Below are 21,579 nucleotides of genomic sequence, written 5' to 3'. Positions count from 1 at the left end.
GTTCGTGATTCGCAGTTCGTTAATCTGAGGTTACTGAACTGCGAATCACCGATGGACGAACTGCGATGGACGATTTACAAGCACATCTTTTCGGTCTTAATTTGATTACCCGCCAAAATAGAAGTGATTGTCATTATCTATATGAAATAGATATGAATGATTCGCTATTTTATTAAAGATAAATGTAAACCTCTAACTACTGTTTGGATGTCTAATAAGGAAAATCAAAATACTGCAAACAACGAAAGTAAATGCCCGTTTCACAATGGGTCTATGGAAGTAAAAGAGACAGCCGGTGCCGGAACCAAAATCAGGGATTGGTGGCCGAACCGTTTGGATCTTGACGTTCTGCGTCAGCACTCATCTCTCTCAAACCCAATGGGTGAAGATTTTGACTATGCGGAAGAGTTCAAATCTTTGGACTTGAATGAAGTTAAGAAAGATCTCCATGAACTGATGACCGACTCACAAGACTGGTGGCCGGCCGATTGGGGACACTATGGACCGCTCTTTATCCGTATGGCATGGCACAGTGCCGGAACCTATCGTGTAGCTGATGGCCGCGGTGGAGGAAGTACAGGAAATCAGAGATTTGCACCGGTAAACAGCTGGCCCGATAATGTAAGCCTCGATAAAGCTCGCCGACTGCTATGGCCTATCAAAGAGAAGTATGGCCGCAAGTTGTCTTGGGCTGACCTGATGATTCTGACCGGAAACGTTGCGCTTGAATCGATGGGTTTTGAAACGTTTGGTTTTGGTGGCGGACGCGAAGATATTTACGAGCCTGAAAAAGATATTAACTGGGGTCCGGAACACGAATGGCTTGGTGATGAGCGTCACGATGAAGACGGTAATCTGAAAGGCCGACTTGCTGCCGATCATATGGGACTGATCTATGTGAATCCGGAAGGGCCAAACGGAGAGCCTGATCCGAAGAAAGCGGCGAAATTCATTCGTCAGTCATTCAAGAGAATGGCGATGAACGACGAAGAGACCGTAGCACTGATTGCCGGCGGACACACATTTGGTAAAGTTCACGGTGCGGCTCCCGAAGAGCACAACGGACCCGATCCGGAGAAAGCTCCGATGGAAGAGATGGGGCTTGGCTGGAAGAGCAACTACGGAACTGGAAAAGGTGCCGATACCATTACCAGTGGACTGGAAGGCGCATGGACAAATGAGCCTCTAAAATGGGATATGGGTTTCTATGAAAACCTGTTTGAGTATAAGTGGGAACTGACCAAGAGCCCGGCCGGAAAATGGCAATGGACACCCAAAGACGGTAAGGGTGACGGAACCGTGCCCGATGCTCACATCGAAGGGAAGAAAAACGCCCCGATAATGCTTACAACCGATATAGCAATGATCGCGGATCCTGAGTACAGAAAGATCTCCGAAAAATTTTACAACGATCCGGAATACTTCGCTGATGTTTTTGCAAGAGCATGGTTTAAACTTGTTCACCGCGATATGGGACCAAAATCCAGATATCTTGGACCTGAAGTACCGGAAGAAGATCTGATCTGGCAGGATCCGATTCCTGAAGTGGATCACGAACTGATTGAAAATCAGGATATCGAAAATCTGAAAGAAAAGATTTTGAATACTGGCCTGTCAGTTTCTGAACTGGTTTCCACAGCATGGGCTTCTGCATCGACCTACCGTGATTCTGACAAGCGTGGCGGAGCAAATGGTGCTCGTGTTCGTTTGGAACCACAGAAAAATTGGGACGTGAACAATCCGCGTCAACTGGAAAAAGTACTCGGCAAACTCGAAGGAGTTCAGAAAGAGTTTAACGAAGCACAGTCAGGAAAGAAGAAAGTTTCATTGGCAGACTTGATCGTACTTGGCGGATGCGCAGCCATTGAAAAAGCCGCGAAAGATGCCGGTCACGATGTTGAGGTTCCGTTCACTCCGGGACGAACCGATGCTACTGCAGAGCAGACTGATGTGGAGTCATTCGAATGGATGAAGCCTGAAGCAGACGGTTTCCGTAACTACTTCAAGCCGCACGCCAGACGAAATGCAACAGCAGAAGAGATGCTTGTTGACAAGGCTCAGCTGATGAAACTGACTGCACCTGAAATGACCGTACTGGTAGGCGGAATGCGCGTGCTCGATACCAACTGGGACGGAACCCGACATGGTGTGTTTACCGACAAACCGGGTGCTCTGTCCAACGACTTCTTCAGAAATCTGCTCGACCTGAGTAACGAATGGAAGGCAACTTCTGAAGAGGGAGATCTTTTTGAAGGACGCCATCGCGACAGCGGAGAAGTGAAGTGGACGGCAACCCGTGCCGATCTGATCTTCGGTTCAAACTCTGAACTGCGAGCCGTGGCTGAAGTGTACGGAAGCTCAGACTCTGAGGAGAAATTCCTCAAAGACTTTGTGAAAGCGTGGGATAAAGTGATGAAACTGGATCGTTTTGATCTGAAGTAAGTTCATCAGAATTTAGCTCTATTCATCGCGAAGTAGATGAAAATTGAAAAGGCAGCTTCGATTCATTTCGGGGTTGCCTTTTTTGATTGAGCTTATATAAAAGGAGATTGTAACCAATATAAAATCTGCTTTCTTTTCTGCAGAAAATCTGCGAGACTCAGCGGTTTCATCTGCGTAACTCAGCGAGAAATATCAGAGTAGAATCCTATTTTTGCTTTCTGTGATCAAAAGGTGTCACTAATCGATAAACGGTAGACATGATTATTTCAAGCCGAAGCATCAGACGTGAAATGGATCTGCTGCAAAATGATAATGGTTTCGATTAAATTGCAACTCATTTGCCACTACAAAATATCCGTTTTCTACATGAAGCGGCTTAAATATCGATAAAGTTCAATAACTCGATGTTTTGTGATTTCTAAGTGATGGTTGGCATTGATTGTTGTTTGAATAGTTCCGCCCCCGGAATATTGCCAATCTGTGAGCATATAGTTCACGTCACGTTCCGAGTCCCGAAAACGGATCCAGTTTCTCTGTGATTGTCTTAAAATTTCTTTGTCTTCATCATCGAGTTTCCCCAGTAATTTTTGATAGTACTTGTTCAGTAGTTGGTCATACTCCCTTTCGGCGGCATACGAAGCATTATTCATACCCGCTGTACTCCAATTGATCTCCATCCTCATTTCTCTTCTCCTTTCAATGGCAAAAGTATCGGATTTAAATTCAATGAACTGTTCATCTAAATAAAATTTATCAAGAACCCTTAAAGAGTCTCCAAGCTGTTCCAATTCCTTTGAAATGGTGTTCTCGATTTTTAGGGAATCATCCTGTGTGATGGATCTGGGGTTATTATTTTGGGCAAAGCTTGCTGAATGGAGATTGGTAATGAGAGCTAAACTGATGAATATGAACAATTTCATTTTAGACTAAATTTATTTTTTGATATGACATTCGTCGGAAATTACGTCAATAGATTGTTTTTTGTACGTCCAATTAGTCACAATAAGGCAATCAAGGAATGCTATTAACTCAAATCAAGTTGAAGAAATAGAACAAAAATTCAACAGAAAACAAACAGGTTCAGACAATGAAAGCAGCCCAGATTAAAGAAGCCGGAAGTGATTTTGAAATTGTAGATCTGCCGGTTCCAAAACCGTCAGCCAGGGAAGTTTTGATTAAAGTTGAAGCGTGTGGGATTTGCCACAGCGATGCCATGGTGAAAGATGGTCTCTTCCCGGGCATTGAATATCCCCGTGTGCCGGGACACGAAGTTGTTGGGATTGTTGAGGAGACCGGTTCGGAAATCAGTAACTGGAATAAAGGCGACCGGGTGGGCGTTGGTTGGCACGGCGGACACTGCTTTCATTGCGATCCCTGCAGGCGAGGTGATTTTATAAATTGTGAAAACGGAAAGGTAGCGGGTATCAGTTACGATGGCGGATATGCTGAATACATGACGGCTCGTGAAGAAGCTCTCGCAAGAGTTCCCGAGGATCTCTCCTCCGAAGAGGCCGCGCCCCTATTATGCGCTGGAATTACCACGTTTAATGCTCTAAGAAATTCCGGAGCACGCCCCGGTGATCTGGTAGCTGTTCAGGGAATTGGTGGCCTGGGACATCTGGCCGTTCAGTATGCAGCTAAAATGGGTTTCAAAACCGTGGCCATTTCCACAAGCGATGACAAGAAAAAGCTTGCTGAAGATCTAGGAGCGCACAGATTTATCAACGCTAAAAAAGAGAACGCGGTTGAAGTTTTGCAGGAGATGGGTGGTGCAAAAGTGGTAATAGCTACCGCACCTAACACGGATATTATCGGCGAAATTGTAGGCGGACTTGGCCTGGAGGGAAACCTGATTGTACTTGCGGCTACAGGGGAGACCTTTGAAGTTTCGCCTTTCAGCTTAATTATGGGGCGCAAAAAAGTATCAGGCTGGCCAAGCGGTACGGCAAAGGATTCGGAAGATACGCTCAACTTTAGTGCAATGACGGGTTCCAAGCCGATGATTGAAACGTTTTCCCTAGATAAGGCGAATGAAGCGTATGCTCATATGATCAATAACAAAGCCCGTTTTAGAACGGTATTGACGATGGGATGATAGTAAATCTAAAATCTTTGTGATTCGCAATTATGTAGACTTAGCGATTGAGCTAAGTGGCGGCTTCGGAGTACAGCGGAAAAGCCGTCCTGGACAGGAATGGAGCGAATTAGGTTGGCTTTTTAGGCACTTTTTACTTGTTCATGAAGCACTCGATTAATTGACCGATTAGAAATCAAATACAATATCAGATCTTTGGTGTTTCTCTATTAAGAGGTTTTGGGTCAAGTCAAAATGGACATGGTATTCAGAGACATCACCCAGACCTTTAAGAAAAACGGATAAGTCTAAAGAAAGATCTCTCTTCAGAATTAGATCTTGGGTTTGGATAAGGAAGATCAACATACTCATCTATGTCATTAATAATCAATATCTATTGATTATACACATTGACTGTCGATCAATATCCGTATTTTGATTGTTAGATATCTTACAATTTATATCAAATTGATTCATTTAAAGTCACATGGAAATCATTAATTAAAAGAGAAAGACATGGCTGCTGAACATTTAACTAAAGAGAGTTTCCTGAAAAAGGTTTTTGATTACGAAAACAATCAAGAATGGAATTTTAAAGGTGAAAAACCTGCGATCATCGACTTTTACGCCGATTGGTGCGGCCCCTGCAAAATGGTAGCTCCTGTTATTGAAGAGTTATCCGAAAATTATGAGGGTTTAGTTGATATCTATAAAATTGATACCGAAGCAGAACAAGAACTGGCTGCAGTTTTCGGGATCCGAAGTATCCCATCTATACTTTTTATCCCAGTTGACGGTCAGCCGCAAATGGCTGCAGGTGCCTTACCAAAAGCTCAGTTCATTAAACTGATCGAAGAGAAATTCGAAGTTAAAGCACCCGCTTGACCAACCCCCGATATCATTGGTGAAATTGTTGGAGGACTCGGCTTGGAAGGTAATCTGATGCTTACAGTCTTCAACTCCAATTGAGGAAATTTCAAATTCTGACAGATAATAAAACATCTCTGTTTGTTGGTGCCGTTGACTACCAATAAACAGGATTGTTGAACTCTCTTACGCATGTAGGGCGTTCATCGATAGCAGGGATCGGCTCTCCTGTTAACGAGAGACCGAGCCATCCTTCAGGCATCGAAAGCTTCAGCGGAGCAGCAATCGTACTTTCTGACAGAGGCCGGAATCCTACCCTGGAATAGTAAGATGGATCGCCATATGTGGTAACGACATCCACGGACCGGCTTTTAAGATTGTTAAGACCGTACTTGATGAGCTTCTGCCCAACGCCTTTTCCCTGACGGTTTGTGCTGACTGCAACAGGTGCAAGCATGTAAACCCGAATATTATCCTTAAACTGAAGACGAGTAAAGAAAATCGACCCAATGATGGATCCATTTTCAAAGGTGCCGAAACAGATGATCTCCTGATTATCAATGTTTAAGCAAAGTTCTGAGACAAGATTGCCAATCAGCCGGCCTTCACTTTCACCCTCTGAATCGGAGAAAGCCGACCTAAAGAGATTTGTCACTTCTTTCCGGCTGTTTTTATTCAGAACCTTGTGATTCATTTTTTCCTATAAAGTGATTTGTCTTGCTTATCATCTTACGAAGATAATGGCTTGAATGGCATCAACAAACAGAGTTTTCTATCGAAAAACTGAATTAATGAATAGCATGTGATTTTTCTGCTGTTGAAGGACGAACTGTCCTGTAACTAGTTGATCGTGCGAAACGGCTTTTACCTTTCAAACTCACGTTACATTGCTATTTGGATATAGGTTACGTTTTATCAGGTAACCATTCATAATTCGAGGTTTTTGGGAATCGGTTCATAACTTTCTGCAACTCCGGGGTTGGCACACCTAACTTCCGGCAGTTCAAATCCAGCCAGGCACCGTCTACATTGATTTGTGCTGCTTTGATAGAGTTTTCACCGCCTTTGAAAATTTCATGTTGAAAGCTCCAGCGTGAGCCGTCCCGGCGCATCGTAGTCAATGCGCAGGTAACTCTGATGGTTTCAAGCAGATTAATTTCTCTCAAAAATTGTGTCTCTTCACGGAAAAGGACAGGCCCGAAACCCAAACGGCCGATCTCGGTTATGGAGAGGTCGAAATCAGAGAACATTCCAACACGTGTTTGAGCGGCATAATCATTGTACACAGAGTGACGCATGTGGCGGTTGGGATCCATATCTGCCCATTTCACCTCAAAAGTTTTGCTGTAGGTTTGCATAGCGTTGTTTAGGTTAAGACGTACATGAAAAGCCTATTTTGTTAAACACTCATTCCAATCCCATGCTTTTTACTTTTTCGGCCATTTCTTCAAACGTATTTGCGTGAAATTCTTTGTCACACGCTCCACCTAATTGTCTGCAGGTCATTGTCTTCATAATCAGTCCATTTATTAATTTGAATTTTAAGGGTTTTTGGCATGCTCTATAACGGTTTGGCGGTTGTGCGGCGAGGCTGGTAAAAACCATTGGCAATTAGTTGCTTACCGATCGCACGAACCGCTGGTTATGCATGCCTCACTCTACGAGTTCAACTCTGAGCTTTTTTCCAAATGCCTGGGCATACTTCTCCAAAGTTGATAGCCGTATATCTTCTGCATGATTCTCGATTCGTGAGATGGCTGTTTTTTTCGTGTTTAATTGTTTGGCGAGCTCATCCTGGGTCAGGCCTGCTTCCTCGCGGGCCTGTTTCAGAAGTACACCAATTTTGAAACTGCGAAATCCTTCATCGTAGCCTTCAGCAAACTCGGGATCTCGTTTTTTACGGTCGCTGATATAAGCTTGTAAATCACTCATGTTTTACCTCATTTTCGGAACAGATAATCAGCTTTGCGCTGCTCTGCCAGTTTAATTTCTTTCTTTGGTGTTTTTTGTGATTTTTTGGAAAATCCGTTCGTCAGTATTATAAATTCATCACCATCAACGAACCCAAGAATTCTGAAACTGTTCGATCCAATTCTTGCTCGAACCTCCCAAATATCATCTGTACTCTTTAGTTTCTTAAAGTATTGAACAGGAATCTGGTCCAGTCTTTCAATTAATTCAAGAACCCAGGTAACTTTCTGAGCATGTTTAGAGCTCAGCGAGTCCAAAAACTCTTTTACCGGAACGTTGCCTGATTGGGTTTTATAGAACTTGATTTCTTTCACAGAACAAATGTTAACAATTATGTTAACTTAGTCAAGTGCTATTTTATTGTGAGATGAGAAGGTATTATGACTTTTATGTTATGTTTTGATTTGAATTAGGAGATAATTTTTGAAACCCAAATTTGATCATTGTAGAAATAAGAGAAAGTAAAAGTGACACCAAAACCATCCAAAACCACCAACCATATAAGGCAAGATCTAAAAGATATTTTAAAGATTCCCAAATTAGTAGCAGACTTGATGAAAAGCTTTTGAATCCAATTTCCTGATAGATAATTTGCACTTGATCATCTCTCCAAGAAATAGCATAAAGCAGAATTAAAAATAGTCCCAAAAATGAGAGAAAGCTTTTGAGAAAATAACTAGGGAATTTATTCAAACTTAAATATTGGTTAAATGGCATCACGGTGCGGTGGCTAAGCGGCGAGGCAATCAATTTTCCAAAGCCTCAAATCACAAACTCGTCCGCTTGAGCCACTTTGTTAGGCAAACCTGGTTAGGTGGTGTAAGGTTAAGATATCCTTTATATATAAGCTAATGCCACCAGTGATATTATCTCAGCAATAATTACTGACAGTATAAAACCAATCCAAAGTCTCCAACCCTTTAAATTTGAATTTACTTTGTAAGCATTAAATAACAGTATCATAAACCAAATGAAAAAAAGAAGTACAACAAATCCCCCCACGATTAATAGATATAATTCACTTCCTTGTAAATTTAATACATCTTCGACTTCTTGAATATTTGGTTCAAAAATTTTACCTGGAATAATTGAAATAAGAAGTGGGATTCTTGCAACACCTGTTGCTCCGGCAATATCTATCAGTCGAATCGGCGATTGAAAAATTAAAGTAGATACATACAGACATAAAAACATACTAACCCATGCAATAGCCACATCTAACATCGGAATAAGGTAGGATTCAACTGATGGAACAAGATGCATATCTATGGCCCCATCAAATCTTACATTAAAGATATATCCGATTGGTATATGAATGATAATTATTAAGAACCCTATCCAAAAAACTTTGGCACCACCCAAAAAAAGAAAGGGATTATGGAGCCACGTAGTTTTGCTGTGCTTCTTTTTTATTTATGTTCATTTTCCATTTGATTTAGTTTTTCTATTAAATCATTCAGGTAATTTCGAACCGTTGGATAACTTAACTTCATCTCTTTAGCCATTTCTTTTAAGCTGCCACTATTCTTTACAAAAGAGTGAATAAAATCTAATTCGTCCTTCTCGAGCAGAAGAATTTTAGGCAGTTCATACAACCCAGTTACTGTTGTTTCACAATTCTTGCAGAAGAGAGATTTAATCACTAATCCACTATTACAACTGGGACATTTTACAGGCAGGACAGAGTCACGTTTTTCCATTTCCGAAATCAATAATATTTAACTTTTTTGATAATATTTTAAATAAAATTGAAAAAATTTTCAAATTTATTTACTTCGGATCGATTGACGTACTATAAATGAACAGTTTTAATCAACTAAATTAAGGTGGGATAAAAGGTTACCTAACAAATAATTACACGACAAGACTCAACCCGCCCTTCCTGTTGCAGAAAATCTGATTTTGCTGATAATAGCAATTAGTGGCTGTTATACGAGAGTTTATGCGACTTCTGAACCTTGATTAATGTCGTATAAGGGATGAAAAACGACACGTTAGGCTTCAACTTACTTGATCTCCTCAAACATCTTGTAGTGCGTCTCATCCATACCCAGTGAAGCATAGGTTTTCTGGGCGTTGATGTTCTCTCTCTCCACATAAAGGCGGAACCCGCAGACGTCCGGTTTTTCCTCAGCCAATGTTTTGATGGTCAAGTACATCGTCCGGTATACACCTTTTCTGCGAAACTCCGGAATGACGTACACGCTCTGAATCCACCAGAACAGGCCGTTGCGCCAGTCGCTCCATTCAAAGGTAATCATCAGCGAGCCTACCACTTTTCCCTCCGACTCGGCCACCATGTAAAAACCATACTCCGGTTTTTCAAACAGCCCGTGTACACCCGGCTCAATTTCCTCTCTTTTCAATGTTTTGTTCTCTGTCTCCATCGCCATGGCAATATTGAACTGAATGATGGATTCAGTATCTTTGGGTGTGGCTTTGCGTACTTTAATTTTTGTGTTCATGGTGAGGCTAAATAGTATTTAATCCTTTTGTTTAATAACGCTCTTGCAGGCTTCCATGCCAATTTCATATACCCGTTTTCCCTGATCAAAATCAAAAACACCACAGACATTTCGGGGGATTTCAATAAGGTGATTGGGTTTATATAACTCAATAATGAGTTCTGTAAGACGGTCTTGAGTAAAGCTGAAAGAGCTATCCATGAGTTCGATCAATGAAAAGGAATCTTCATCAGCGGGTAATTCTGATTTTGCTTTGGTTTTGTGATTCGTTTTCATTGAGTCTGGAAGAATTTTATCGAACCAATTTTGCATTTCTTCCAGCCTATCCGGCTCAGAGGGCTTATCGTATTTGGGGTCCATTTTACCGTTTAAATTTACAGCAATGATCTCAGCACCTTCTTTTTTCTCAACTAAATTAATGGGGAGCGGATTCAACACGCCGCCATCTACTAAGACCTGCCCGTTTTCAACCACTGGGACAAAAAACCCGGGCATGGAAACCGATGCCCGTAACGCTTTATAGAGATCTCCCTTTTTAAAGTGAACTTCACTATGGTCGCGCATATCGGTAGCTACAGCAGTAAATGGAATAGGGAAGTCTTCAATTTTTTCTTCGCCCGTCACTTCCACATGTTTGGCAAAAAGTTTTTCTCCTTTTACAAATCCCTGTTTAGCGAAGGTAAAATCAAGCAGATCAAATACATCTCGTTTAGAAAGCCCAAGAATCCATTTCTTATATTCCGGGAGATGCCCCGCTGCGTAAATGCCGCCCACCACAGCACCCATTGAACAACCGATCACTTCAACAATCTCGTACCCGGCTTTTTCCAATTCTTCAATAACTGCAATGTGTGCAATTCCCCGGGCACCGCCGCTTCCCAAAACCAGATGAACTTTTTTTTCAGGCATTTCAGAGCAAGATTTTTAAATTTTTACTTATCGCAATATCGTATTAAAACAGTTACTGATCAGCTCCGTATTTCTCCAGAATTTCCATCACCTCATCAATCGGGAGAGCTTCCTGTGTACGTCCGTTTTGTCCATCCATCGTTTCAGCCATAAAGAGGGAGTTTAAGATCGCTTCTTCGGTAGCTTCCACGGCGGCCAGAAATAGCGGACTCACTGCGTTATTATCCAGTTCGGTAATTTGTCGCGTTTGGCCTGAATCATCCAGGTTGTTCCGAACATCGGGATGGGTGGAAAACGCGATCACATAGTCACCGCTTCCGTTGGAGGCAAATCCGCCAACCCGGGCAATTCCCATAAACGCGCGCTTGGCGAGTCGCTCCAGGTTGCGGGAGGTGATCGGGGCATCTGTAGCGACAACAATCATTACGGAGCCGTCCACATCAAAATCGTAGCCGTCAGTATCACCCGTCAGACCGCTCAAGGCGGTCAGACGGGTATTTTGAGCACCCAAATCAGTCGGCTGACCACTTGGAGTGGTCTGACGACTTGATAGGTAGTGATTTCCCAACTCCTCACCAACCGGAGCACCATTCACGGTTAAAATTCCACCAAAGTTGGACTGTACCAGAACCCCAACCGTATATCCTCCGCGATTTTCGGGAAGCTGGCGGGATGAGGTTCCTATGCCGCCTTTAAAACCAAGTGCGCGGGTTCCGGTTCCTGCACCCACGTTGCCTTCAGCAACCGGGCCGGATTCGGCAGACTCAATCGCCTTATAAACATCTTCGGTATCTACAACCCGGGCCCGAATGTCATTCAGCCAGCCGTCGTTGGTTTCACCCACTACCGGATTGACCGACCCTACATTTTCATTTCCGGGCAGATTCAGGACATAGTCAGCCACCCCGTGCGCGGCGTTAAAAATGCTGAGGGTATTGGTGAGTGCGATGGGCGTTTCCATTTCACCCAGCTCCTGAACCTGAGTAAATCCAAGTGCTTTCCCAAAACCATTTCCCACATAAACGGCGGCTGGAACCCGTTCTCTGTAGAGGTTTCCCGAATGAGGAAGGATGGCCGTTACTCCGGTTCGGATATTGTCTTCTTCAATCAATGTTTGATGCCCCACCATCACACCTTCTACATCGGTGATGGCATTCAAGGGGCCGGTCGGTAAAATTCCGGGATGGATTCCCAGATCCCGAACACGTTGCCGCTCCTGAGATTGAACGGAATCAGCAAGAATTAAAGAAGTGATGAGAATGAGAGAGCAGAGCAGAAATTTTTTCATTGTCAGAGTCGAGATTAAGGCGTTGTGTATTCACCTCAATTTATCGAATCGGGCTCAATGATTCTACTTAACTCTATGCCTTTGAGTTATCGATTTGAGGGAAGCAGCTCTCACCGCGGCAGCACTCTTCAACATTAGTGCCACAATGAGCACACTGGCCATGACCGTGTACCCAAACCAACTGCTCCGGCTGGCCGCAATAGAGGCAGCGTTTTGTGTGCAGATTGGATTCTTTTTGAACGGCGCTATTTTGTGAGTTCTTCATATGCCGCCTCTATGTTAGCCTGTAACGAAAGTCTTGCACCTGCGCTTTGATGATTCGCAAACTCTTCAAATTGATTTACGGATGAAATCTCTTCAAGGCTTTGTCCGTCGTCAATACCGGCACGGGTATATTCTAAAAGCTTGGTTAGATAATCTCTCATGTAAAGAACGTCATCGGAATCTCCGGTAACACCAAAATCTCGATTACCGTGGCCGAAAATGAATGTTGTGTCACGATCGGCCTCTTTAGCAACGGTTTCTAATAGTGTGATCCAGTTTTCGATGAGTGCACCCCCATCTTTGTCGATGAACGGATACCAGCGGTTAAAGACCAGATCTCCCATATGAACGATATTCGCATTTTCGAACCAGATGACGGAGTCTCCGCCGGTATGGCCGGGGCCGTAGTGTTTGGCTGTAACGGTTTCGTTACCTGATTCGATGGTGATTTCATCGTCAAAAACTCGGTTGGCTGCAATTACGGAATCTCTGCTTTCAGGGCCGGCAGATACACGCTGCAGATCAGGCACATTTTGATGCGCGATTATTTCAAAATTATCAGATTGGAAGACACCGTTTCCGGATACGTGATCTCCATGATGATGAGTATTGAAGAGATACCTGGAGGGACCACCGGAGGCAATATTAAATATACCGGATAGAAAATCTTCGGCCGAGTTTTCGAACTGAGAATCGACTACAACAACTGACTCATCGGTAATATGCCAGCCCATCGTTCCGCCGCGACCGGTAAAATAACCGACATTATTCCGAATAGGGTAAAATGGACCGTTATTCTGCATCCATTTAAATAGAGCCGGTGTTAGAGCTGTTCCGGCGGTTAATAATCCTAATTGATGTATAAACGTTTTTCTATTCATGATATATGATTTATTCCAATTCGTGATCGTCACGGATTAGCAGCAAAATGGCCGCGTGCGGTATGATGAGAAATTTTTCATTCTCAAATTCAATTTCATGAGCCTGACTTTTCAGGAAAATCGCAAGATCACCTTCACGAGCCTGCATTCCCATATATTTTGTTGGGTTGGTTTCTGCTTTCCAGGGTTCATCTGCTTCTACCGATGGAATTGGATAACCCGGCCCGGTTTTGATGATATAACCGCTCTGGATCTCCTCTTTCTCCTTCACGGTTGCCGGTAATACGAGTCCACTTTTGGTATGGGTTTCCATTTCACGGGGTTTTACCAATACGCGGTCTCCAATGATGATAAATTTATCAACTGAATTCAGATAGTCCTGGATCATGTAAATGTATGGATTGGATATTCACTAAAAGATCTAAAGCATTTAAATCAGCACAAATTGTGTTCATTCACAGAAAGAATCAAATCAAATTATATGAACTAACGTTCAAATCTTGCTTTTGAAAGCTTTGATACACGCCTTAAAACTTGTGAATACCACAATGCGATGGTATAATAAAATGAAAACGAAGATATAACCTGAAATTGATATGAAAAAACTCAGTAAAAGTTTCTCAGCGATACTCATTTTAATGTTAACGATTGGAATTGGGGTGAACGACATGGCTTTAGCACAGGGCGACCGGGAGGCCGGCAATCACTTTGCTACCCGGTCAGAAGTTATAGCTAAAAATGGAATGGTTGCCGCCAGCCAGCCATTGGCGGCGCAAGTGGGACTGGATGTTCTTAAAAATGGTGGAAATGCTATCGACGCCGCTATCGCAACTAATGCGGCTATGGGCTTGATGGAACCGACAGGAAATGGAATTGGCGGAGATCTGTTTGCCATCATCTGGCACGAGGAGAGTGGACAGCTATATGCGCTGAATGCCAGCGGGCGGTCGCCACAGAGTCTCTCTTACGATCGACTGATGGAAATACTGGATGAAAAAGGAGAGGATGATATTCCCTCTTACGATCTGCTCTCCGTTTCCGTACCGGGCGCTGTAGACGGCTGGTTTGAACTGCATGAACGATTTGGTTCCGTTCCAATGAGCGATATTCTTTCCGGACCGATCAATTATGCTGAAGAGGGATTTCCGGTAAGTGAAGCCATTTCATCTGCATGGCGAGGAAGTGCCAATTTTTTGAAAAATCAGCCCGGAGCATTTGAAGAGACATTTACGATAGATGGCCGTGGACCGGAAAAAGGAGAAGTATTCAAAAATCCCGATTTGGGTAACACGTTCCGCCTGTTGGCTGAACAGGGCCGCGATGCATTTTATAAAGGAGAAATTGCAGAAAAAATTGACGCATGGATGAAAGAGAATGACGGATATCTCCGTTACGAAGATTTTGAAAACCACTCGTCTCAGTGGGTTGATCCGGTATCTACAAATTACAGGGGATATGATGTCTACCAGATTGGAGGGAATAACCAGGGCACGGCTGTGCTGCAGATGCTAAACATACTGGAGGGATATGACCTCGAATCAAAAGGATTTGGCTCTGAAGAGACGCTGCACTTGCTGGTTGAAGCGAAGAAACTGGCGTTTGAAGATCGTGCAAAACAGTATGCCGATCCCGACTACCATGATGTTCCTTACGATATTCTGCTATCAAAAGAGTATGCTGCCGAGCGTCGAGAACTAATAGGCGATAGAGCATCGCGAGACCTGAGTTCCGGCGTGGATGTAATGGAAGACGGGGATACCATTTATCTCACTACCGCTGACAAGGATGGTAATATGGTTTCCCTGATTCAAAGTAACTTCCGCGGCATGGGTACAGGCTTTGTGGTTCCCGGAACCGGATTCAGTTTTCAGAACCGTGGAGAGCTCTTCTCTCTCGATCCGGAACACCCCAACGTGTATGAGCCCGGCAAGCGGCCGTTTCATACCATCATTCCAGGATTTGTTATGAAAGACGGAAAACCGTGGTTCAGTTTCGGAAATATGGGAGGTGGCTATCAACCGATCGGACACGTTTCCATTTTGACCAATATCATCGATTTTGGAATGAATATTCAGGAAGCAGGCGATGCACCGAGATGGTCTCATACCGGCTCATCCCAGCCAACGGATAGCGCAGATGAGAAACTATCGGATCCCGGTCAATTAAGCCTGGAGTCGGCACTTGGGTTTGATGTGGTACGCGCTTTAAGATCACGGGGTCATCGCGTGCAGGTAGGGAACAGTTTCTTTGGCCGATACCAGGGAATTATGCAGGACCATGAGAAAGGAGTTTGGTTTGGAGCGTCTGAATCTCGTGTGGATGGTCAGGCAGTCGGTTATTGATGAAATCAGATCTGTCAAAGTATTCTGCCATTACTTCACCGGAGGAAATACCCGCCCGATTCGCTGAAGGTTGGAATGAGCGGGATGCTGATAAAATTGCTGCGATCTTCGATCAGGATGCCGACTTCATCAATGTGGTTGGCATCTGGTGGGAGAACCGGGATGATATCCGTAAAGCTCATGACTATGGACTCCGGGTAATCTTTAACGATTCAAAACTTAAAGTTGGCAGAGTGAAGATTAAACGACCGGCTGAAACGGTAGCGATCATTCATGCACGTATGCTGCTGAGCGGCCAGAGTAAAGTTGAGGATCAAAACCTTCAAAATCGGCAAACTCTATTTACGTTTGTAGCTCACAAAAACAGGAGTGGGTGGAGCTGTGTTTCTGCTCAGAATACAGACATCGTCCCGGGCAAGGAAACGAATGCAAACATTGATGGTTCGTTGAAATCTGTTGATTATCGAAATCAGCCCTGATGAAGAGCGAGTATTTGCAAGAAGAAAGTATCGTCAGGTCGTAAGAAGTTGTGGTTTGCGACACATCGAAAAAACTACGCGACATTGCTATAAATCATTTTAGCGAATAATGATTATTTAGTCAGAGTAAAAGAAGGGTCCGGTCTTATGAGATTGGATTTATCAAACTTAATTTCGAGGAGGCTATGAATTATTCATTATCAGAGCAGTATAACACTGTGGTTATTTCATTGAAAGGAAAAGCAATGGGCGGCCCGTCTGCTACAAAATATCTGGAGGATATTAAATCACTGATTGATCAGGGGAAAACCAATGTGGTTGCAGATTTGAGTAAAGTGAATTTTATGAACTCATCGGGGCTGGGAATTTTAATCACATCCTTGACCAGTCTCAGAAATGCGGGTGGAGACCTGAAAATTTGTGGGGCTTCAGACAGAATTGAAAGTCTTCTAATGGTTACAAAATTGATCACCGTATTTCAGCACTACAAAACCTTGGACGAGGCGGTAGCTGCGTATCAGGTGTGATTTACTGAGAATTGGTGTACCTGACCGAAAGTACGGTAATATCATCTGATTGGGTTGCCGCTCCGGCAAACTTCATGACTTCAAGAAAAAGTCCCTTAACCTGATTAATCAGGTTTTTAGACGGATCTTTCCGGAGGTATGTTTCCACTCTCTCTTCATCAAAGAAGCCACCCTCATCATTTTCAGCTTCAGTCACACCATCGGTAAATGTGACAAGTGTATCGCCGGGTTCAAGCTGGATGCTGTTTTTCTCATAAGGTGCATTTTCAAACTTGCCAAGCAGAAGCCCACCAACGTCGTCAAGCTCTGTAACGGTTCCATCCGGCTTCTGAATGTATGGCAGATTATGTCCGCCGTTGCAGTAGTGCAGTTCGCCGGTCTCTACATTTAGAACCCCATAAAAAACGGTCACAAACGTTGAAATATCACTTTCCGGAATCAACATATTGTTGACTTTGCCAATACACTCTGCCGGGTCAAATACTTCCGATCCAATCGCTTTCAGCATGGTTCGGCACACCGCCATATAGATAGCGGCGGGCATCCCTTTTCCGGCTACGTCTCCAATAAAAAACGCGAGATGATCTTCATCGTATTTGAAGAAGTCGTAAAAATCGCCACCAACATGCTTAGCGGCCATCATATTAGCAAAAATGTCGAAGCGGGAGTCGTCGGGAAACACCGGAAACTCCTGGTGAAGGATTTTCTGCTGAATCCTTGCGGCCATATCCAGATCGTAGTGGAGAGATTCCAGTTGTTCCTCCATCATACGAACATTCATCAATTGCTGGATCTCTCTCAGCGTTTTCTCAATCGTTGTTTCAAGGTCTTTGAAATCGATCGGTTTGGTTACAAAATCGTAGGCTCCACGATTCATGGCAGTACGAATATTTTCCATATCGCCATATGCAGAGACCATAATGGTTCTGATATCGGACCGGTTCAGTTCCTGAATCTGTGATAGCAGGGTCAGTCCATCCATTTTCGGCATGTTAATATCACTGAGCACAAGAGATAGATCCGGATGGCCTGAGAGAGTATCCAACGCTTCCTGTCCGTTTTCGGCAAAGAGAAATTGATACTCTCTGTTTTTTACTTTAGATCTGAATTTTTGCAGCATCAGCATCTGTAAATCCGGCTCATCATCAACGACTAATATTTTATAGGATGTACTCATCGCTCAGGGATTATTTGTTAGTATTCAATTTTGTTTAGGATCTCATGCTGCAACACTCTGCCATCAAAAGACTTGGTAAAAATGTCTAAGATTGTATAGTTGAAGAACTTCCGAATCATCAACGATCCAGTATGTTAGAAATTCATCCATGGTGTTATACAGGAATCATAATTCTGAATTGAGTGAACTCTCCGGATTTCGAATGAATATCCAAAGATCCACCGTGTGCCTTTACAATATCGTTGGTAATACTCAGTCCAAGCCCTGTACCCAAAGTCCCTTTCTTGGTCGTGAAAAAAGGCTGCAGTATTTTGTCTTTCATCTCCTCGGGAATCCCCGGCCCATTGTCTTTAATTTCTATAGTGATGGTTGAGTCTTTTTGATGGGTTTGGAGCGTGAGTTTCGGGAGGTAGTCATCCAGACCTCCAAGGTTTTCAAAACCTTGGGGGTCTTTGCTCGTAACCTTTTCTCTCATCGCATCAAACGCATTGTTGCTCAGATTGATAATCACCCGCGAGAAATCTTCCGCAATCAATGGCACTTTGCCAATGGACTCATCCAGCTCAAATACCAAATCCACATTGATGGGGTTCTTAGATGCCCTCATACCATGGAAAGAGAGATTCACAAATTCTTTGATCAAATCATTGATGTCGGTTGGTTCCATTTTACCTGAACCGCCCCGGCTATGCTGCAACATAGACTTCACAATTCCATCAGCCCGCGTTCCGTGTTCATGGATTTTCTTGAGATTCATTTCGATGTCGTCGAGAATTTCGAGAATGAGATCCATTTGAGGGCTCGACCCAGCCTCCCCTCTGGAGAGGGGATTGAGGCCTGCCTGCTCTGGAGATTCGGAAGGCAGGGGTGTGTTAGATGAATCCGAATCTGTCACAATATTTTGAGGATGGTTAGGAATTTTTGTTCTATCATCCCCCTGCTCGCTCCGCTCACTCCCCCCTTCTAAGGGGGACTTTTTGCCTTCCATCTCGCGTCTCATCTCTCTAATCTCATGTTCCATTTCTTCTACCAACTCCAAACTCAGTTCTGAGAAATTATTCACAAAGTTTAGCGGGTTTTTGATCTCATGGGCGATGCCGGCGGTGAGTTGTCCGAGGGAGGCTAACTTCTCCTGCTGAACGAGCTGCTCCTGGGCTGATCGCAAATCGGTCAATGCCGCCTGAAGTTTTTGATATGCTTCGGCGTTTTGCATGGCAATACCCACATTGGCGGCAATGGTGGTAAGCAGCCGCTGGTCACTTTCGGTAAATCGGTTTTCCTGTTCCTTACTCTGAACACTGATCACCCCAATGGATTTTTTACCGGCTATGATGGGAACTCCGAGATAGGATTCTACCATTTCCCCCTTTTTCTCCGCCTCAATTTTCTCGTAAGCTTCCTCCAGGTCGTGATTAACCAACAGCGGCTCTTTCTTAAGGATGATTTTTTCGGTGATCCCATTTCCAAATGGTCGGGATTCGGCTACATCCCCGTAGTAATAGGGAAAATGGAGCATATCGGTTTTAAGATCATGAATGGCCAGGTAGACAATGTCGGCCTTGAAGGTCTCCCGCATTTGCTCGCCCACCAGTTTGATAAGGGCGTCAAATTCAAGCTGAGAAACCATCGCTTTACTGATATTATTCACGGTCTGAAGTTCAGCAGCCCTCTGTTCAGTTTCATTCAGCAGACGAGTCGTCTCGTTGAAGAGCCGGGCATTTTCGAGGGCTACACTCATACTGTTGGTGAGTGTGGTAAGCAGCCGAACATCCGATTCTGTAAAGGCATGTTCTTTTTCTACGTTTTGAAGGCTGATGGAACCCACCACTTTATCACCCACAATCATCGGTACAAATATGGCCGATTTTGGAGGCAAACCCTTGCTTACTCCTTTTTCAGTATCCCCATAGTTTTTCGCTGTTTCTATATAATCTTCATTAATGAGCAGAGCTTCTTTTGTTTTGATGAGGTGCTTATTAGCCCAGATAAACGGTCGCGGTTCTATCTGAAGTTGTTCCCCGTTCTCAATGGCATACTCCCAGGTCTCCAGCTCTTTATCGTGATCAAAGGTGCGGATAAGCATGGTTTGTGTGTTGAGGACTTCACAAATCCGGTTCCCCACGAGTTTGTATATGGCATGCATATCCATTTCGCGTACCAGCCCTTCCTGTACGCTATTGATGACGGCCAGTTCGGCGTTCCGCTGCTCGGTTTCGGCTAATAGCCGGTTGGTTTCACTGAAAAGCCTGGCATTTTCGAGGGCCACACTCATACTGTTAGTAAGGGTACTTAACAACCGAACATCCGACTCATTGAAAGCGTGTTCCCGGTCATTGTTTTGAAGTGTGAGATAGCCTCTGACTTCATCACCTACAATCATGGGAACGTAGAGTAATGATTTTGCAAGCCGTGTACCGGGAACAGGCTTTATTTTTTCACCTTTTATTTCGGAAAGGATTTGAGCCACATTTTCGGCGATATTCAGGGTAGATTTTTCATTAATGATTTTCTCTCTGATTTTGTCATAAGGACGGATATTCGGATACATTCGAGCTCCGTCTTCAAACAGGTACTTCCAATCTTCCGTTTTATCATCGTGGTTGAAGGTGACTACGCCGGTAACTTGCGCATCAAAGAGATCGCGAATGCGGTCGCCCACCAGATCATAAATACCCTGCATATCCATTTCAGCTACCAAACCCTGCTGTACACTATTAATGACAGCCAGTTCGGCATTTCGCTGCTCGGTTTCATTAAAAAGACGTGCATTTTCGAGGGCCACACTCATGCTGTTGGCCAGTGTACTCAATAGTCTAATGTCGGATTCACTGAATGCATGTTCACGATCCAGGTTTTGAAGGCTAACATAACCGCGAACAGTGTCTCCAACCACAAGGGGAACAAATACCATCGACTGCGGAAACTGGGTGCCGGGAACCGCCGTAGGAGCCTCACCGGTGATAGTGGTAAAGGCCTCTTTGGCATTTTCTTCAATGGAGATCAGTTTTTGAGTATTGATCAGGCGCTGGCGAATCTTGTCGTAAGGACGGGGATCGGGCTGCACACGTTCTCCATTTTCAAATAGATATTGGAAATGTTCCTGTTTACTTTCATAATTAAAGGTTGCAATGATGACAACCTGTGCATCAAACAACACACGTACTTTTTCCCCAACCAGATCATAAATACCCTGCATGTCCATTTCGGCTACCAATCCCTGCTGTACGCTATTGATGACAGCCAGTTCGGCATTTCGCTGCTCGGTTTCGTCGAAGAGCCGCGCATTTTCGAGGGCTACGCTCATACTGTTTGAAAGCGTACTAAGAAGCTGAACATCTGACTCGCTGAAAGCGTGGTCCCGATCCAGATTTTGGAGACTGACACATCCCATTACGGTATCCCCAACGATTAATGGAACAAAAAGCAGGGTTTTGGGGAGTCGGGTTCCCGGAACGGCTACGTGTTTTTCGCCCGTGATTTCAAAAATTGCATCATCGGCATCTTCCATGATGTGCAAAATGGATTTGTTGTCAATAATCCATTTCCGAATATTATTTAGCGGACGTGATTCGGGATATAGCCGTTCGCCATCTTCAAACAAATACTGAAAGTGTTCAAGGCCGGTTTCGTGATCAAATGAATAGATACCGGTCACCTGGGCATCAAACAGATTTCGAAGGCGTTCACCCACTAAATCATAAATACCTTCCAAATTGATATTTGAGGCGAGTGCTTCCTGAACACTGTTAATAACCTCAAGTTCAGCTTCGCGCTGTTCCAGCCTGGCGAGCATATCGGATTCACTTTTTATTTTCATTTAATTACCCATTAGTGGCTGGTTATCTTAGTACTACAGCCATTATAGTACAATTTTCATTGCTATTTATCTCAAT

General features: G+C 43.8%; 20 protein-coding genes. 6 read left to right on the top strand and 14 right to left on the bottom strand.

The window, feature by feature from the left end; all coding sequences use genetic code 11:
- The first annotated feature begins 207 nt into the window (after positions 1-207).
- Positions 208-2,442 carry a catalase/peroxidase HPI gene (gene katG / locus CWD77_RS12250; protein WP_101073848.1) on the top strand — a complete coding sequence of 745 codons (2,235 nt, stop codon included), beginning with the start codon at positions 208-210 and terminating at the stop codon, positions 2,440-2,442.
- A 362-nt stretch (positions 2,443-2,804) separates the two neighbouring features.
- Here the strand turns inward: katG and CWD77_RS12245 are convergent, their stop codons facing one another.
- Positions 2,805-3,362: a lysozyme inhibitor LprI family protein gene (locus CWD77_RS12245; protein ID WP_101073847.1), complete on the bottom strand. Its 558-nt coding sequence runs from the start codon at positions 3,360-3,362 to the stop codon at positions 2,805-2,807.
- A gap of 167 nt (positions 3,363-3,529) precedes the next feature.
- Between CWD77_RS12245 and CWD77_RS12240 the strand changes: the two genes are divergently transcribed.
- Positions 3,530-4,537 (top strand): alcohol dehydrogenase, encoded by a 1,008-nt coding sequence (locus tag CWD77_RS12240; protein ID WP_101073846.1) that lies wholly within the window; start codon positions 3,530-3,532, stop codon positions 4,535-4,537.
- 495 nt (positions 4,538-5,032) lie between these two features.
- Positions 5,033-5,401, top strand: a complete 369-nt coding sequence (gene trxA, locus CWD77_RS12230) for a thioredoxin (RefSeq protein WP_101073844.1) — start codon at positions 5,033-5,035, stop codon at positions 5,399-5,401.
- A gap of 139 nt (positions 5,402-5,540) precedes the next feature.
- Here trxA and CWD77_RS12225 read toward each other — a convergent pair whose 3' ends face one another.
- The 11 genes from CWD77_RS12225 to CWD77_RS12160 all read right to left on the bottom strand — a co-directional run bounded on the left by CWD77_RS12225 (position 5,541) and on the right by CWD77_RS12160 (position 13,549).
- Positions 5,541-6,077: a GNAT family N-acetyltransferase gene (locus tag CWD77_RS12225; RefSeq protein WP_101073843.1), complete on the bottom strand. Its 537-nt coding sequence runs from the start codon at positions 6,075-6,077 to the stop codon at positions 5,541-5,543.
- A gap of 211 nt (positions 6,078-6,288) precedes the next feature.
- Positions 6,289-6,741: an acyl-CoA thioesterase gene (locus CWD77_RS12220; protein WP_101073842.1), complete on the bottom strand. Its 453-nt coding sequence runs from the start codon at positions 6,739-6,741 to the stop codon at positions 6,289-6,291.
- A gap of 295 nt (positions 6,742-7,036) precedes the next feature.
- The gene (locus tag CWD77_RS12210; protein WP_101073841.1) at positions 7,037-7,315 is read right to left on the bottom strand and encodes a helix-turn-helix domain-containing protein; all 279 of its coding nucleotides are present in this window, start codon (positions 7,313-7,315) and stop codon (positions 7,037-7,039) included.
- A gap of 8 nt (positions 7,316-7,323) precedes the next feature.
- Positions 7,324-7,668: a type II toxin-antitoxin system RelE/ParE family toxin gene (locus CWD77_RS12205; protein WP_101073840.1), complete on the bottom strand. Its 345-nt coding sequence runs from the start codon at positions 7,666-7,668 to the stop codon at positions 7,324-7,326.
- A gap of 523 nt (positions 7,669-8,191) precedes the next feature.
- Positions 8,192-8,716 carry a hypothetical protein gene (locus CWD77_RS12195; RefSeq protein ID WP_101073838.1) on the bottom strand — a complete coding sequence of 175 codons (525 nt, stop codon included), beginning with the start codon at positions 8,714-8,716 and terminating at the stop codon, positions 8,192-8,194.
- A 47-nt stretch (positions 8,717-8,763) separates the two neighbouring features.
- Complete coding sequence (locus tag CWD77_RS12190) at positions 8,764-9,054, bottom strand: DUF2089 family protein (protein ID WP_206018010.1); 291 nt, start codon at positions 9,052-9,054, stop codon at positions 8,764-8,766.
- Positions 9,055-9,360: 306 nt separating this feature from the next.
- Entirely contained in the window at positions 9,361-9,819 is a 459-nt protein-coding gene (locus CWD77_RS12185) for a GNAT family N-acetyltransferase (protein WP_101073837.1), read from the bottom strand.
- 18 nt (positions 9,820-9,837) lie between these two features.
- Complete coding sequence (locus CWD77_RS12180; protein WP_101073836.1) at positions 9,838-10,728, bottom strand: patatin-like phospholipase family protein; 891 nt, start codon at positions 10,726-10,728, stop codon at positions 9,838-9,840.
- A 52-nt stretch (positions 10,729-10,780) separates the two neighbouring features.
- Positions 10,781-12,016, bottom strand: a complete 1,236-nt coding sequence (locus CWD77_RS12175; RefSeq protein ID WP_101073835.1) for a P1 family peptidase — start codon at positions 12,014-12,016, stop codon at positions 10,781-10,783.
- Positions 12,017-12,261: 245 nt separating this feature from the next.
- A complete protein-coding gene (locus CWD77_RS12165) occupies positions 12,262-13,161 on the bottom strand; it encodes an MBL fold metallo-hydrolase (RefSeq protein ID WP_101073833.1) in 900 nt (299 codons plus the stop codon).
- A gap of 10 nt (positions 13,162-13,171) precedes the next feature.
- A complete protein-coding gene (locus CWD77_RS12160; protein ID WP_101073832.1) occupies positions 13,172-13,549 on the bottom strand; it encodes a co-chaperone GroES in 378 nt (125 codons plus the stop codon).
- A 250-nt stretch (positions 13,550-13,799) separates the two neighbouring features.
- On the opposite strand from CWD77_RS12160, the gene ggt reads away from it, so the two are divergent.
- From ggt to CWD77_RS12145, 3 genes are all read left to right on the top strand, one after another.
- Entirely contained in the window at positions 13,800-15,503 is a 1,704-nt protein-coding gene (gene ggt, locus CWD77_RS12155; protein ID WP_101073914.1) for a gamma-glutamyltransferase, read from the top strand.
- On the top strand, positions 15,503-15,982 hold the full coding sequence (locus tag CWD77_RS12150; RefSeq protein ID WP_101073831.1) for an SgcJ/EcaC family oxidoreductase: 480 nt from the start codon (positions 15,503-15,505) through the stop codon (positions 15,980-15,982). Before ggt ends, CWD77_RS12150 begins: the two co-directional genes overlap by 1 nt.
- A gap of 185 nt (positions 15,983-16,167) precedes the next feature.
- Positions 16,168-16,509, top strand: a complete 342-nt coding sequence (locus tag CWD77_RS12145; protein ID WP_101073830.1) for an STAS domain-containing protein — start codon at positions 16,168-16,170, stop codon at positions 16,507-16,509.
- A 1-nt stretch (position 16,510) separates the two neighbouring features.
- Here CWD77_RS12145 and CWD77_RS12140 read toward each other — a convergent pair whose 3' ends face one another.
- Together CWD77_RS12140 and CWD77_RS12135 are read right to left on the bottom strand one after the other, a co-directional pair.
- Entirely contained in the window at positions 16,511-17,686 is a 1,176-nt protein-coding gene (locus CWD77_RS12140) for a PP2C family protein-serine/threonine phosphatase (RefSeq protein WP_101073829.1), read from the bottom strand.
- A 154-nt stretch (positions 17,687-17,840) separates the two neighbouring features.
- Positions 17,841-21,503 (bottom strand): GAF domain-containing protein, encoded by a 3,663-nt coding sequence (locus tag CWD77_RS12135; RefSeq protein WP_101073828.1) that lies wholly within the window; start codon positions 21,501-21,503, stop codon positions 17,841-17,843.
- Between the last annotated feature and the right edge of the window lie 76 nt (positions 21,504-21,579).

Source organism: Rhodohalobacter barkolensis (assembly GCF_002834295.1).
Taxonomy (GTDB): Bacteria; Bacteroidota; Rhodothermia; order Balneolales; family Balneolaceae; genus Rhodohalobacter; species Rhodohalobacter barkolensis.
This window is presented reverse-complemented; position numbering and strand designations above follow the sequence as displayed.

Coding starts and splice junctions, on each gene's coding strand:
- CWD77_RS12220 (WP_101073842.1), bottom strand. CDS start 6,741: ATGCAAACCTACAGCAAAACTTTTGAGGTGAAATGGGCAGATATGGAT.
- CWD77_RS12225 (WP_101073843.1), bottom strand. CDS start 6,077: ATGAATCACAAGGTTCTGAATAAAAACAGCCGGAAAGAAGTGACAAAT.
- CWD77_RS12245 (WP_101073847.1), bottom strand. CDS start 3,362: ATGAAATTGTTCATATTCATCAGTTTAGCTCTCATTACCAATCTCCAT.
- CWD77_RS12160 (WP_101073832.1), bottom strand. CDS start 13,549: ATGATCCAGGACTATCTGAATTCAGTTGATAAATTTATCATCATTGGA.
- CWD77_RS12190 (WP_206018010.1), bottom strand. CDS start 9,054: ATGGAAAAACGTGACTCTGTCCTGCCTGTAAAATGTCCCAGTTGTAAT.
- CWD77_RS12140 (WP_101073829.1), bottom strand. CDS start 17,686: ATGAGTACATCCTATAAAATATTAGTCGTTGATGATGAGCCGGATTTA.
- CWD77_RS12185 (WP_101073837.1), bottom strand. CDS start 9,819: ATGAACACAAAAATTAAAGTACGCAAAGCCACACCCAAAGATACTGAA.
- CWD77_RS12145 (WP_101073830.1), top strand. CDS start 16,168: ATGAATTATTCATTATCAGAGCAGTATAACACTGTGGTTATTTCATTG.
- CWD77_RS12165 (WP_101073833.1), bottom strand. CDS start 13,161: ATGAATAGAAAAACGTTTATACATCAATTAGGATTATTAACCGCCGGA.
- CWD77_RS12180 (WP_101073836.1), bottom strand. CDS start 10,728: ATGCCTGAAAAAAAAGTTCATCTGGTTTTGGGAAGCGGCGGTGCCCGG.
- CWD77_RS12150 (WP_101073831.1), top strand. CDS start 15,503: ATGAAATCAGATCTGTCAAAGTATTCTGCCATTACTTCACCGGAGGAA.
- trxA (WP_101073844.1), top strand. CDS start 5,033: ATGGCTGCTGAACATTTAACTAAAGAGAGTTTCCTGAAAAAGGTTTTT.
- CWD77_RS12135 (WP_101073828.1), bottom strand. CDS start 21,503: ATGAAAATAAAAAGTGAATCCGATATGCTCGCCAGGCTGGAACAGCGC.
- CWD77_RS12210 (WP_101073841.1), bottom strand. CDS start 7,315: ATGAGTGATTTACAAGCTTATATCAGCGACCGTAAAAAACGAGATCCC.
- CWD77_RS12175 (WP_101073835.1), bottom strand. CDS start 12,016: ATGAAAAAATTTCTGCTCTGCTCTCTCATTCTCATCACTTCTTTAATT.
- ggt (WP_101073914.1), top strand. CDS start 13,800: ATGTTAACGATTGGAATTGGGGTGAACGACATGGCTTTAGCACAGGGC.
- CWD77_RS12240 (WP_101073846.1), top strand. CDS start 3,530: ATGAAAGCAGCCCAGATTAAAGAAGCCGGAAGTGATTTTGAAATTGTA.
- katG (WP_101073848.1), top strand. CDS start 208: ATGTCTAATAAGGAAAATCAAAATACTGCAAACAACGAAAGTAAATGC.